This is a genomic window from Embleya australiensis (assembly GCF_051903075.1).
Taxonomy (GTDB): domain Bacteria; phylum Actinomycetota; class Actinomycetes; order Streptomycetales; family Streptomycetaceae; genus Embleya.
In genome coordinates this window covers 127,292-139,228 of record NZ_CP182422.1, presented here as the reverse complement: position 1 = coordinate 139,228, position 11,937 = coordinate 127,292, and the positions used below count along the sequence as shown (strand labels likewise).

Genomic DNA, 11,937 nt, shown 5'->3' with positions numbered 1-11,937 from the left:
GCCTGCCCCGGCCCCGCCCTTGTGCCGGGTTCGGAGCACAGACGAACGCATCGAACGATCGGCGCACTTTTCTCGCGTTGCGCCCGGGATTCGGCCCCTCGCACGTCAATGCTGCGGTCCCGTGGGGGTCAGGGGACAAGCCATTCGCCGGTGTTGTTGGAGAGTCCACCGTTCATGGCGAACTGTGCCTTGGCGACGTGAGTCGAGGTGGGCACTTTGAAGGTGAGCCATCCGGAGCCCACCGCCCCCGTGTTGATGGTCACGCTGGTCAACGCGGGCCCGGCGGTGGTTTCGTCGAGGAGCGCGGCGTTGAACGACTGGCAGCTTGAACTGCAGCGACACCAGCCGAGAGCCCGCGTCGGGCGTGAAGAACCGATTCTTCGGCTCCGCGGGGTCGACGACCTTGACCAACGTGACGGCGAGTCTCTGCCCGCTCGATATGCCCTTCAGGGTGAGGGCGTCACCAACCGAGGCCGCTTTCCCGCTTGGTGACGGGGTGCCGCTTCCCACGGGGATGGGGTGCCCGGCTGCGAGGCGCTGCCGGGCGTCGATACGCCCGGCGGGCTCGGCTGGTTGGTGACCTCGCGCGGGATCGGGTCCGGGTCGTCACAAGTGGTTTCCCGTCGGACCGGTCAGACGTTGAAGATCGAGCTGACGCGGTCGTTCCGGACTGCGGACACCACCGGTTCGTAGGCGTAGGCGTTGGTGTTTCCCGGATACCAGAAGCCACCACCGCCGTTGTTCTCGGCCAGATGTGCGGCACAGCTGCCGGTCCGATACGACGACATCGTGTTGTCGAAGCCGTAGGAGTTCAGGTTCTGCCAGAAGCCCCGGTCGGACCGCGTGCTGCTGTCCGCGCCGGCCGGATGCTGCTCAAGGCGATGCGCGCGCACCGAATCGTCACCCCGGGCACGCTGTTGCGGTGGCACCGTCGCCTCGTCGCGGCGCGGTGGCGGCAGCCGCGTCCGCCGGGCCGGCCACCGGTTCCGGACGAGGTGTTCGCGTCGATCGTGCGGTTCGCGACCGGGAACTGGACCCGGGGCGTCGTGCGGATCCGGGGTGAGCTGCGGCGCCCGGGCCACCGCGTGGCCGCTTCCACGATCCGGAGGATCCTGCGGGCACGCAGGGTCCCGCCGCCCGGCCGACGCGACGACACGTGGCGCACGTTCCTGCGGGCACACGCCGAATCGCTCCTCGCCGTCGACTTCTTCCACGTCGACGCCGTGGCGCTCGAACGGCTGTAGGCGGCCTTCGTCACCGAACCGGGCGCCCGGTGCGTGCCACTGCTCGGGTTCACCGCACACCCGACCGGTGCCCGGGCCGTCCGGGTCGCCCGCGACCTCGCCGCCGACCTCGAGGACGCCGGCCACGGGCTTGCGTACCCGATCCGGGACCGGGACGCGAAGTTCACCGCCGCCTTCGACGCCGTACTCGCGCTGATCGGCCTGCACCTGTGTGCCCCCGACGACGACCCGAACGTGCTCGCGTTCCCGGCACGGATCGACCGGATATGCCGTCGCCAAGTCCTCGGAGGCTGCTCAACGAGTACCCATCCGCCGCATGAAATCCGACGTCAGAGCAGGTAGCCGAGTATTCGACCACCACAGGCGAGTGCGCCGAGTGTCAGACCAGTGACAGGGCGAGGAACGCGGTTATCGCGTCGTCGAGTTCGTCGGCAGCGGCCTGGCGAACTGGACGGTGGCGGGCCGGCGCAGTTCGTCGGGCAGCCGGGGGACGAACGCCCGGCGGTAGTGCGGCGCGACCTGCGCCTCGTGGCCCGTCGAGTCGTACGCCGATCCCATCCAGTACGCCGCGACCGCGTCGTCCGTGTGCCGCTCCGCGACCAGCGCGCGCACGGCCGCGACGAAAGCGGGTGTCGAATCCGGCCTACAGCGCGTCCATGCGTTGCTGCAGGTCCCGTGTGCCGTCGTCGGTCGGGACGGGGGCCGTGGTGAGCACGATCTTGCCGCGGGTACGACCCGTCTCGCTCGCTTCGTGGGCCTTCACCGCGCCTTCCAACGGCAGCACCTGCTCGACGGCGACGCGCAGTTCGCCCCGGTCGGCCAGGGCCGCGATCTCGATCAGGTCCGCGCCCGAGGGCGTGAAGCCGAGTTCGACGACGCGCAGGCCGCGTTCGGCTGCCCGGATGTGGACGTCGCCGCGGTCGGGGCCCGTCCCGCGTACGTCGACGAGGATCCCGCCCGGCGCCAGGACGTCGAGGGAACGCAGGCCGTACGGACCGCTGATCGGGTCGATCACGATGTCGATCTCGCGGATGCTCGTGGTGAAGTCCGCCTCCGTGTAGTCGACGACCTCATCGATGCCCAGCCCACGCAGGAAATCGTGGTGCGCGGCACGTGCGGTACCCACGACGTGGGCACCACGGGCCTTGGCGATCTGTACCGCGAGGTGACCGATGCCGCCCGCCGCGGCGTGGACGAGGACCCGGTGGCCGGGGCGGGTATCGGCGACCCGCACGAGCGCCTGCCACGCGGTCAGGGCGGTGACGGGCAGCGCGGCCGCGTGGATCGCGTCGACGGTGTGCGGGGCGTGCGCCAGGGAGGCGGCGGAGGTCACGACGTACTCGGCGTACGAGCCGTGCGGCGGCAGGGCCACGCCGAACACCTCGTCGCCGGGCGAGAAGCCGGGCGTGTCGGAGCCGACCGCCTCCACGGTCCCGCTCAGGTCGAGGCCCAGGACGAACGGGGGCTCGCCGAACCGGCGTACCTCGCCGGAGCGAATGCGCCAGTCGGCCGGATTGACCCCGGCGGCGTGCACCCGCACCAGCACCTCGCCGGTGCGCGGGGCCGCGGGCCGGGCCATCGTGATGACGTCCAAGACATCCGGTCCGCCGTAGGCACGAAAGTTCACGGCGCGCATGGTGCTCATGGCGATTCCAATCCTCGGTGGGGAGATCGGCGGCCGAACCGGCGTGCCGCGATATTCATCCTGGTCGGAGGGAGTACCTCTTGTGAAGAAGACACCCGATTGATATCTAGGTACCTAATGGATACCGCCTCGATGTCACCCGTGCCCGAACACGCCGCCTCCGCCGCCCGCGAACTCACGGCCGCCGAGTTGTTCGCCACCTACCGCCGCGACTGCCCCTCACGCACCGTCGTCGAAGTGCTCGCCAACAAGTGGTCGTTGTACGTCCTGGCGGCACTGCGCCGCTCGGACCGCCCGATGCGGTTCAACGAATTGCGCCGACTCCTCGACGGCATCACGCAAAAGATGCTCACCCAGACGCTGCGCACACTGGAGCGTGACGGTTTGGTGCGACGCACGGTCTACCCGACCCTGCCGCCGAGCGTCGAGTACTCCTTGACCGAAGTCGGAGCCGCCGCAGGTGTGTTGACCACAGCCATCGCCGACTGGTCGATCGCGCACGTGCACGACATCGTGGCCGCGCGCAAGCGGTTCGACGCCCGCGCGGCCGAGCCGATGGCACCGGTGGAGCAGAGCCCCTGACGCGGGAACCAGTGCTGCGCCCGCGCGGGGGGCGGTCATGCGTGCGAGCAGGGCACGCACGTGCGCGGGGACGGCGATTCGGACCTGTGTGGTGTCGAGGATCGAGTCCACGGGAGCGGTCTCCCACGTTGCGCCGTGGGGTTTCTTCACGACGAGGTAGGGCAGCGGCCGGCCCTGGTGGTCGATCGTGCCGGCGTCGTGGACGGTGACGACGCCGCCCGTGGTGGAGCGAGGCCAGGGTCCGGGCCTCGCGGGCGAACCGCCGGGCCGCGTGCGGGTATTGCACGACACTGGTGACGAACTTGATCGCCACCCGCCGGTCGAGCGTGAGGTCCACCGCCTCCCAGACCTCTCCCAAACCCCCTTGACCCAGCAGGTGTTCCACCCGGTAGCGGTCCCGACGCTCATGCCCTCGTGCACCCGGTCTCCCTCACAGGACGTCGCGACACCGCCTCGTTCGGTGTGCGTGCGGATACCGGCCCCGGCCCGCACCGCACACCGACGGGAAAGGGGCGGGACGTGGGTCAGCACAACAAGCCGGATCCGGATCCTTCGAAGGGCAGGCCGCCGCCGGGGAACAAGGACGGTGAGGTCCCGGAGGAGCCGGAACCGGACGGCCGGCACCGGAAGCCGAAGCCGTGACGAACCCCGACCCCGACCTCGACGCACATCGCCACGGCGCCATGGAGGCGATGGACGCCCATCGGGCGTGGCCGAAGCACGCGCCGTGGGTGCGCGACGCCGTCGAGGCGCTCCCGCAGCATGTGTTCGCGCCGGACCGGTTGTGGGACTGGGACGGCAACCACCGGTACCGGCTGGAACGCCACCCTGCTCGCACACCGCGTCGGCCCCACCGGCCACGTCACCACCATGGAAGCCGCCCCGACCCTCGCCGCGAATGCCCGCGCCACCCTGGCCGGGGCCGGCTTCGCCGACACCACCACCGTCGTCCACGGCGACGGCACCCTCGGCCACCCGGACACCGCCCCGTACGACCGTGTGATCGCCACCTCCGAGATCGAACGACGCGTCCGCGCCCTGCTCGCCGAACTCGCCATCGAGGCGGCATGACGGGCACCGCGACGGGCGTGCACGTCACGGCGATGCGCCCCGAACACGCCGACCCGGTCCTGGCGATCTGCTGGCTCGGCATCGACGGGGGCGATGCCACCTTCGAGACCACCGCCCCCACCTGGCAGGCGTTCGACACGACCCGACTGCGCGAACACCGCCTGGTCGCCCTCGACCGGGAAGACCACGCACTCGGTGGGGCCACCGTCGTGCCCGTCTCCGACCGCTGCACCTGCGCCGGCGTGGTCGAGCGTGACTCGGACCCGCCGACTACCCCCCGCGCCGTCCTGCGGCGGGCGCGAGGCCAGGAGTGGAGGTGATGCCGAACTCGCGCCGCAGTGCGGCTCGGGCGGCCAAGTGGCCGCCCATGCCGTGCACTCCCGGGCCGGGCGGTGTGGAAGCGGAGCAGAGGTACACGCCGGGCAGGGGAGTGCGGTACGGATGCCACGCGGGCACCGGCCGGAACAGTGACTGCGCAAGCGTCACGGCGCCCGCCCCGATGTCGCCGCCGGGGTAGTTCGGGTTGTACGCCTCGTATGCGGCCGCCGACATACCCCGCGCCGCGATCACCGTGTCCGCGAACCCGGGCGCATACCGCTCGATCCGGCGGGTGATCAGCGCGACCGGGTCGCGTACGTCCCCATTCGGCACGTGAGCGTACGCCCACACCGGGCGGCGACCCGCTACCGCGCGGTCGGGGTCCGTCACGGCCGGATCGACAACGAGCACGAACGGCTCCGGGGCCGCCCGTCCCAGGGCCGCCGCGTTCTCGGTCGCGAGGATCTCGCCGCGCGTTCCGCCCAGGTGGACGGTCCCGGCGCGGCCGACGTCGGGATGGGTCCAGGGGATCGGCTCACCGACGAGGAAGTCTGCCTTCGCGGCGCCCGGTCCGTACCGGAAGCGCTCCAACGCCCGGCGGTGGCGCTGCGGGAGGCGGTCCCCGGCCAGTGCGAGGAGTCCGCGCGGTGTGGTGTCGAGCAGCACGACGCGGGCGTCGAGTTCCGCGAGGTCGGTGACCCGGTGCCCGGTGAACACGGTGCCGCCGTGCGCCCGCAGGTCGTCGGTCAGGGCTTCGGCGATGCGGGCGCTGCCTCCGCGCGGCACCGGCCAGCCGGTCGTGTGGGCCAGGTGCCCCAGCAACAGCGCGACAGTTCCTGCGGGCAGGCTGGGCAGTCGGCCGACGGCGTGGGCCGCGACGCCGGTGAGCAGCGCTCGGGCCGGTTCGCTCCGCAGGCCGTTCACGCGCGTGAAGTGCCCGAGCACGCGCGGGCCGAGCAGCGTGGGGGCGATGAGGTCCGGTGGCAGGGAGCGCAGATCGGACAGGAGAAGGTCGGTGACCCCCAAGCCGCGTCGGATCAGCGGTTCCATCAGCCGTCGCCAGCGCGGCCCGTCCGGGCCGAGTCCGTCGCAGGTGAGGTCGAGGTCGCGGTGGGCGAGGGCGGCGGCTCCCCCGTCGAGGGGGTGCGCGTACGAGATCGCGGGCGCTGTCAGCGCGACGCCGCGCGACACGAGGTCGAACTCGCGGAAGAAGGGCGAGGCCGCCGCCATGGGGTGTACGGCCGCGCAAAGGTCGTGCCGGATCGCCGGGTCGAAGAGCGCCTCGCCGCGCAGGCCGCCACCGATGGTGTCGGCCTGTTCGTGGACGTGAACGGTGAGCCCGGCTCGGGCCATCGTGATGGCGGCGGCGAGGCCGTTGGGGCCGCTGCCGACGACGGCGACGTCCGGGCGGGTCATGCCGGCGCCTCCAGCGTAGCGAACTGCCCTTCGGCAAGCCGCCGGTAGACCTCGTCGGACACGAGCAACTCCCGATGCGTGCCGACGGCTCGCACTCCGCCGTTCTCCAGCACGATGATGCGGTCGGCGCGCACGATCGTGGACAGTCGGTGTGCGATGGCCAACACCGCGCATTCCCGCGCGACTTCGGTCATGGTGTCCCGCAGGGCAGCCTCGGTGTCGCTGTCGAGATGTGCGGTCGCCTCGTCCAGCAGGAGCACCTCCGGTCGCTGCACCAGCGTACGTGCGATGGCCAGCCGTTGCCGCTGGCCGCCGGACAACCCGGCGCCGCGCTCGCCGAGTTCGGTGTCGAGCCCGTGGGGAAGGTCCGCGACGAAGCCGTCCAGCCCGGCCAGCCGCAACGCGCGGTGGATCTCGGCTGGTTCGGGGTCCGGGTTCGCGTACGTCAGGTTGTCTCGGATCGTGCCGCGAAGCAGCGGCGCGTCCTGTTCGACGTAGCCGACCCGGGAGCGCAGTTCGGCGAGCGGGCAGGCGGCGATGTCGCGGCCCGCGACGCGGATGGTGCCCGCATCGGGCCGATGGAAGCGCTCGACGAGCTGGAACAGGGTCGTCTTCCCGGCACCGGAGCCGCCGACGATCGCGGTCAGTCCGCGACGCGGCGCGGTGAAGGACACGCCCCGCAGCACGGGAGCGTCGGCGTGGTACGCGAAACGGACCCGGTCGAACTCGACCGCGGATGCCGACTCCGACGGCCCACCAGCGGGATCACCCGTCCATCGCCTCGCGGACGTCTCGCCGCCTCCGCGCGGTTCGACCCACTCGTGCCGCGGCTCCTCCTCGTGTTCCTCCTGCGGGATCGTGCCCAGTTCCCCGACGCGTTGGATCGCCGCGCGCCCCTGCTGGATCTGGCCGATCGACAGGAACAGCAGGACCAGCGGTGTTACCAGATAGAACAGGTACGTCACGAAGGCGGTCAGGTCCGCGGCGGGTAGCGAGCCCGTGGCCACGCGAGCCATGCCCCAGCACATGACGGAGGCGAGGGTGAGCTGGGTACCGATGTTCATCGCCGGGGCGAGCAAGGAGCCGAAACCGGCGACGCGGATCCCGCTGCGCCGCGCACCATCCGCGAGGCGGGCGAGTTCCTCGGTCTCCCGCTGCTCGGCGCGCGACGCCTTGACCGTGGTGAGCGCGCCCAGCACCCGTTGCAGCCCGGAGCCGAACGCCCCCACGGACTCGCGGCTTTGGAGCGCGGCGATGCGCAGCCGGCGGGCGAGCAGCAGCGCGCAACCGGCGGCCAGGCCGAGGCAGCCGACGGTGACGAGCAGCAGTTGCCAGTCGATCCGGGCCATCAGGACGATGCCGCCGACCAGCATGAAGACCGAGGTGACCAGTTGGGTCGTCGACTGGGCGACGACCAGGCACGCGATGGACGTGTCGGACACGACCCGCGCGAAGACGTCGCCGTGCTCCAGACGGGAGAAGTCCGGGATTCGGCTGCGCAACAGGCGACCGCCGAGGTCGCGTCGGGCGTCGTAGACGATGTTCTCCCCGGCGCGGCCGATCGCGTAGGCCTGTCCCGCGGCGAGGGTGGCATCCGCGACGAAGAACAACACGATCAGCGTGATAGGCCCGACGAGCGACGCGTCGAGGGCGACGGCCTTGATCAGGCGGCCCAACATCCACGGCTGGGCGAGCTTGGCCGCGGCGCCGACCAGGCTCATGACCAGGCCCGCGAGCAACAGAACGCGGTGCCGGCGCACCGTCTCGCGGAGGTTCATGCCGGCTTGGTGTAGGAGGCGACGAAGACCCCGCCCTCGGGGGCGTAGTCGTGCAGCCGCCAGTCGCCGAAGTGCCCGTCGGGCCGCAGCCCGGCGCTTCCCGCGTAGGCGTCCACTTCGCCGGGCGTGAGCAGGTGCGCGATCTCGGTGCCGATGCGGTGGGTGCCGTCGGCCTCGAAGAGGATGGTGGACACCTGCCAGATGCGGTTCCCGGCGAGGAGTGTGGCGTTCAACTGGACGCCGGTGTCCGGGTCGGGGTACGGCATGAATATCGTCGTGCGTGCCTGCCCCTGGTGGAGTGCCTCGACACCGGGACGGTTGTGCGTCTCGACCAACAGCCTGCCGCCGGGCCGCAATCGCGCCGCCGCGCGCGCGATGACTTCCCGCTGTCCGTCGGGGTCGAGGATCAGGGCGAGGGTGGCGCAGACGCAGTAGACGAGGCCATATTGCCGATCGTCGGCATAGGTGCGGATGTCGCCGAGTACGGCGGTCACCACTCCCTCGTCTGGCTTCTTCTCCAGCACCGCCAACATCTCGGGCGAGGAGTCCACTCCGGTGATCGGGCCGACGCGGTGCGACAGCGGCAGCGCGATGCGGCCGGTGCCGACGCCCAATTCCAGTGTGCCCCAGTCGAGTTCGGGGTGCAGCGAAGCCAGGGCGGTGACGGTGGTCCGGGTCGCGGCTTCGTCTTGGAACATGCGGTCGTACCAGGCGCCGAACTGCCTGCCGTAGCCGTTGTCCGCGATCGTCATGAGTTCTCCGTTTCCGTGATCGGTCGCGGTTCAGGCGACGGGTGCCGCGACGGGCCGAGGCGTTGTGGGCCGGGATACGGTGCGCCGGGCCGGCGCGTCTGGACGCGCCACCGGCCGCGGTGCGACGGCCAGTTCGCACCTACGTCGGGTCAGCACGTAGTGAATTGCCGGGTGTGTGGCGCCGAACGCGAGGACGAAGCGGTTGAGCCCCATGAATTCGCCGATGCCGATGTGGAACGCCGTCATCGTGCCGAGGTAGACGCGGGCCGCAGGCTTGGGGAGCACATAGATGAGGGGGAACCCGCACTCGATGGCGATCGTGCCCCAGCACAGTGCCTTGGCGAGCGTCGGGTAGCGGGACAGGACCTTGTGCGCACGGGGGTCTCCGTAGTTCTTGGTGCGGATCACTCCCGCCACGGCCTCCCCCTTCAGCCAGACCGGGGAGACGAGTTTCACCAGTCCCGAGGACACGTAGGAGATCGTGGTCTCCAGCGCGAGGGTGCGCATCGCGAGGTCGTCGGCCCGTGCGCGGTTGGCGATCAGCCCGGTGGAGGCCATGGTGACATTGATGACCATCTGCAACTGGTCGGCACCGTCCCGGCCGAAGGGGATGACCTGGGCCTGCACGCTCTGCAGGGCGGCCAGCGTGGCGCCGCCCACGACGCGGAGCGCACGGTTTCTCGGCCAGATCAGGGTGGCCGCGGATATCGCGGCCTGCGCGCCGAAAAGGGCGTACGGGAACGCCGTCGACGCCAGCGCACGATGCAGGCCGGGCAACCGCGTGGCGAACTCCGGTTCCAAGGCGTCGATCTGGCTCCCCAGTAGATCACCCTTCGCGAAACGTTCGTGCCGGCTGAGCGTCTCCAGTGCGGCGATGAGTGTCCCGGCGGAGGCGAGTCGGCGCGCGGTGACGGTGGGGTCCGGCGGGGTAAGGGACGCGGCCCTCCGGGCCAGACGACGGAGCACGGGTTCTCCTTGCGGTCTCGTAGTGGGCAACGGTCGGGCACGGGTACGGCACGTGCGCATGTCCGGTACAAGGGCGGGTACCGCCGACGCCGACGCGCACGCGCGTCGGCGTCGGCGGTCTCGAATGCCGGACCGGCTGTGTTCAGGCCGTCGGCCGGGTGTCAGCCGTTGCGGGAGACATAGTTGTAGACGTTCGCCGCCAGCGCCCCGGTCGCGGCGCCGACGAGGGCGACCACCTCGGGGCAGGTGACGGTCAGGAAGGTGGCCATCACGGGGTCGGCAGGGGACTCGAGCCCCGTGGCGACATCGGCCGCCGTGAGCAGCCCCGGCGACACCTCGATCAGGCGTTCGTTCGCGAACTCGGTGACGAGAGACATTCGATCCATACCTTTCTTGTGGATCCGGTGACGGATCTCCTTGATGGTGCTTGGACATGACGTCGACCACTCCCCAGCGGCGCGTCAGGCGCCCGCTTCGGCTGGGGATTCCGTCCTCACGCGCGCAGGCGACCAGCGCGTACGGTGGCCTGAGGGCGGAATCCCCGGTCGACGCGACCTACCGCGCAAGGACGGCCGCGGGGGTGTCGGCCGGCGGTTGCGCGGGCTTGAGTGGTATGTGCTCGGAGGCGAACATGGGCTGCACCCGGTACCGTTCGGCGGTCTCGGGATGCCCCTGCAACATCATGAACTGCGTGTGTTGGGCGCCTGGTTCGTGTGCGACGCACGTCGTCAGGTAGCGCCGTATGAGCCGGTAGCCGGAGCTGGCGACGAGGTTGGGCATCTCGGAGCCGGACTCGTGGGCTGCCTTGACGATGATTTGGAGAGCGTCGAAGACGACCTTGGGGACTCGGTTGCCCGCGTTCCAGAACAGGCTGTACCAGGGCCGCTCCCGGATCGCCTCGATCTCCGACCAGGGAGTGGCCGCGCCGTCGACGATGTCGCGGTAGAGCAGATGCATGTCCGACACCCCGGGATTGGGCCCGAAGAAGCGCCAGTTGGGTGCCCGCAGGAGGCGCATCGGCCCCTTTTCGAGCAGGTGGTCGAACCGTTGGTCCGGAAGTTGCCCGGCGGCGGTGTTGACGAGCCACACGGCGAGCCCCGTGGATACCGCCGCGTACACGGCGCGTTGCCCGTTCACGGCCGGCTCTCGGGGGAGGCCAGGTGCGCGAGAGCCTTCGCACACCTCTCGTCGGCGACGACGCCCATGTGGTCGACGTCCTCGTACACGTGATGTCGGGAACGCTCCGACAGCGCCAGCATCCGTTGCTGCGAGGCCAGGTGGCGCTCGGCGATCGTGCCCTTGAGGGCGGTCACCACGTGCAACGGCACGCCGAGGCCGCGGACCGGTCGGTAGGAATGCGCGGCCAGGTACTCCCGGTACGCGGTGGCCCATGTGCGAGGCTGCGCGTGATACTGGGTGAGGCCGGCCCTGATCTCGTCGGAGAAGTGTCCTCCGAACGATCCGAGGGGCCGAAGGACGTTGAGTCCCGCCACCGCCCACACGCGTTCCATCAACAGCCGTTGCCGTGTCCACGCGTCGGCGGAGTCGCCGGCCCGGGCCCGGAGGTCGGCGGTGACGGTGGGATCCACCATGACGACGTGGGACAGCCCCGTGTCACCGCGAAGTTCGGCGTACGCGGCGGCCAGGTGGCCCCCGAGCGAGTGCCCGACGAGGACGACCGGCAACCCGTCGAGGTAGCGGTCGCGCAGCTCGTCCACGATCTCGAAGTGTTCTTCCAGGGTGACCCCGTCGCGCGGGCTGCTGAGGCCGTGGCCGGGCCGGTTGTAACCGACGTGTGCGGCGGTCTCGGGCAGATACCGGCGAACACCGGTCCACTCCTCGTGTGGCAGGCCGAGTCCGTTGAAGAAGACCACGCCGAACGCGGCGTTCGCCGGGCGCCGTTCATCGACTTCGACCACGGTGCCGTCCCCGCGCGGCATCACGGAGAACTCCGCCTCGCGTCGGCGCTTGCCGGCGCGCCTCGCACGCGCACCGATTGCCCAGCTCCACGCGGACAGTCCCGCCACGCCGATGGCGAACTTCCGTTCGAGCGACGTCGTCGTCACCGTCGACGCACCTCCTCTCGTTCGTGGGTGCCGAATCGTGTGTTGTGATTGGGGTTTCGAACATGAGCACGCCCGACCGACCCCTTATAGGCCGATTGA

General features: G+C 70.7%; 16 protein-coding genes. 5 read left to right on the top strand and 11 right to left on the bottom strand.

Going from position 1 to position 11,937, the window contains the following annotated elements:
• Positions 1-128 precede the first annotated feature (128 nt).
• Entirely contained in the window at positions 129-263 is a 135-nt protein-coding gene (locus ACMXN5_RS00595) for a hypothetical protein (RefSeq protein WP_439673454.1), read from the bottom strand.
• A 369-nt stretch (positions 264-632) separates the two neighbouring features.
• Complete coding sequence (locus ACMXN5_RS00590) at positions 633-893, bottom strand: hypothetical protein (RefSeq protein WP_439673453.1); 261 nt, start codon at positions 891-893, stop codon at positions 633-635.
• Between ACMXN5_RS00590 and ACMXN5_RS00585 the strand changes: the two genes are divergently transcribed.
• Together ACMXN5_RS00585 and ACMXN5_RS00580 are read left to right on the top strand one after the other, a co-directional pair.
• A complete protein-coding gene (locus ACMXN5_RS00585) occupies positions 882-1,244 on the top strand; it encodes a hypothetical protein (RefSeq protein WP_439673452.1) in 363 nt (120 codons plus the stop codon). The two genes, ACMXN5_RS00590 and ACMXN5_RS00585, sit on opposite strands and share 12 nt — an antisense overlap.
• Positions 1,245-1,277: 33 nt before the next feature.
• The gene (locus ACMXN5_RS00580; RefSeq protein ID WP_439673451.1) at positions 1,278-1,586 is read left to right on the top strand and encodes a hypothetical protein; all 309 of its coding nucleotides are present in this window, start codon (positions 1,278-1,280) and stop codon (positions 1,584-1,586) included.
• A gap of 66 nt (positions 1,587-1,652) precedes the next feature.
• Here the strand turns inward: ACMXN5_RS00580 and ACMXN5_RS00575 are convergent, their stop codons facing one another.
• Both ACMXN5_RS00575 and ACMXN5_RS00570 read right to left on the bottom strand, forming a co-directional pair.
• The gene (locus ACMXN5_RS00575; RefSeq protein WP_439673450.1) at positions 1,653-1,856 is read right to left on the bottom strand and encodes a tetratricopeptide repeat protein; all 204 of its coding nucleotides are present in this window, start codon (positions 1,854-1,856) and stop codon (positions 1,653-1,655) included.
• Between the two features lie 31 nt (positions 1,857-1,887).
• A complete protein-coding gene (locus tag ACMXN5_RS00570) occupies positions 1,888-2,889 on the bottom strand; it encodes an NADP-dependent oxidoreductase (protein ID WP_439673449.1) in 1,002 nt (333 codons plus the stop codon).
• A 132-nt stretch (positions 2,890-3,021) separates the two neighbouring features.
• Here ACMXN5_RS00570 and ACMXN5_RS00565 point away from each other — a divergent pair, with 132 nt between their 5' ends.
• The 3 genes from ACMXN5_RS00565 (at position 3,022) to ACMXN5_RS00555 (ending at position 4,862) form a co-directional block, all read left to right on the top strand.
• A complete protein-coding gene (locus ACMXN5_RS00565; protein ID WP_439673448.1) occupies positions 3,022-3,471 on the top strand; it encodes a winged helix-turn-helix transcriptional regulator in 450 nt (149 codons plus the stop codon).
• A gap of 762 nt (positions 3,472-4,233) precedes the next feature.
• A complete protein-coding gene (locus ACMXN5_RS00560) occupies positions 4,234-4,542 on the top strand; it encodes a hypothetical protein (RefSeq protein ID WP_439673447.1) in 309 nt (102 codons plus the stop codon).
• Positions 4,539-4,862, top strand: a complete 324-nt coding sequence (locus tag ACMXN5_RS00555) for a hypothetical protein (protein ID WP_439673446.1) — start codon at positions 4,539-4,541, stop codon at positions 4,860-4,862. Before ACMXN5_RS00560 ends, ACMXN5_RS00555 begins: the two co-directional genes overlap by 4 nt.
• Here ACMXN5_RS00555 and ACMXN5_RS00550 read toward each other — a convergent pair.
• From ACMXN5_RS00550 to ACMXN5_RS00520, 7 genes are all read right to left on the bottom strand, one after another.
• Positions 4,813-6,276, bottom strand: coding sequence for a phytoene desaturase family protein (locus tag ACMXN5_RS00550; protein WP_439673445.1), 1,464 nt, complete (start codon positions 6,274-6,276; stop codon positions 4,813-4,815). The two genes, ACMXN5_RS00555 and ACMXN5_RS00550, sit on opposite strands and share 50 nt — an antisense overlap.
• Complete coding sequence (locus ACMXN5_RS00545) at positions 6,273-8,054, bottom strand: ABC transporter ATP-binding protein (protein ID WP_439673444.1); 1,782 nt, start codon at positions 8,052-8,054, stop codon at positions 6,273-6,275. The genes ACMXN5_RS00550 and ACMXN5_RS00545 overlap by 4 nt, the downstream gene beginning before the upstream one ends.
• Positions 8,051-8,806, bottom strand: coding sequence for a class I SAM-dependent methyltransferase (locus ACMXN5_RS00540; RefSeq protein WP_439673443.1), 756 nt, complete (start codon positions 8,804-8,806; stop codon positions 8,051-8,053). Before ACMXN5_RS00540 ends, ACMXN5_RS00545 begins: the two co-directional genes overlap by 4 nt.
• Before the next feature lie 30 nt (positions 8,807-8,836).
• Positions 8,837-9,772 carry a hypothetical protein gene (locus tag ACMXN5_RS00535; RefSeq protein ID WP_439673442.1) on the bottom strand — a complete coding sequence of 312 codons (936 nt, stop codon included), beginning with the start codon at positions 9,770-9,772 and terminating at the stop codon, positions 8,837-8,839.
• Positions 9,773-9,933: 161 nt separating this feature from the next.
• Positions 9,934-10,149 carry a linaridin-like RiPP gene (locus tag ACMXN5_RS00530; RefSeq protein WP_380029518.1) on the bottom strand — a complete coding sequence of 72 codons (216 nt, stop codon included), beginning with the start codon at positions 10,147-10,149 and terminating at the stop codon, positions 9,934-9,936.
• A 178-nt stretch (positions 10,150-10,327) separates the two neighbouring features.
• Positions 10,328-10,909 carry a hypothetical protein gene (locus ACMXN5_RS00525; protein ID WP_439673441.1) on the bottom strand — a complete coding sequence of 194 codons (582 nt, stop codon included), beginning with the start codon at positions 10,907-10,909 and terminating at the stop codon, positions 10,328-10,330.
• Positions 10,906-11,838 (bottom strand): alpha/beta fold hydrolase, encoded by a 933-nt coding sequence (locus ACMXN5_RS00520; protein WP_439673440.1) that lies wholly within the window; start codon positions 11,836-11,838, stop codon positions 10,906-10,908. The genes ACMXN5_RS00525 and ACMXN5_RS00520 overlap by 4 nt, the downstream gene beginning before the upstream one ends.
• Between the last annotated feature and the right edge of the window lie 99 nt (positions 11,839-11,937).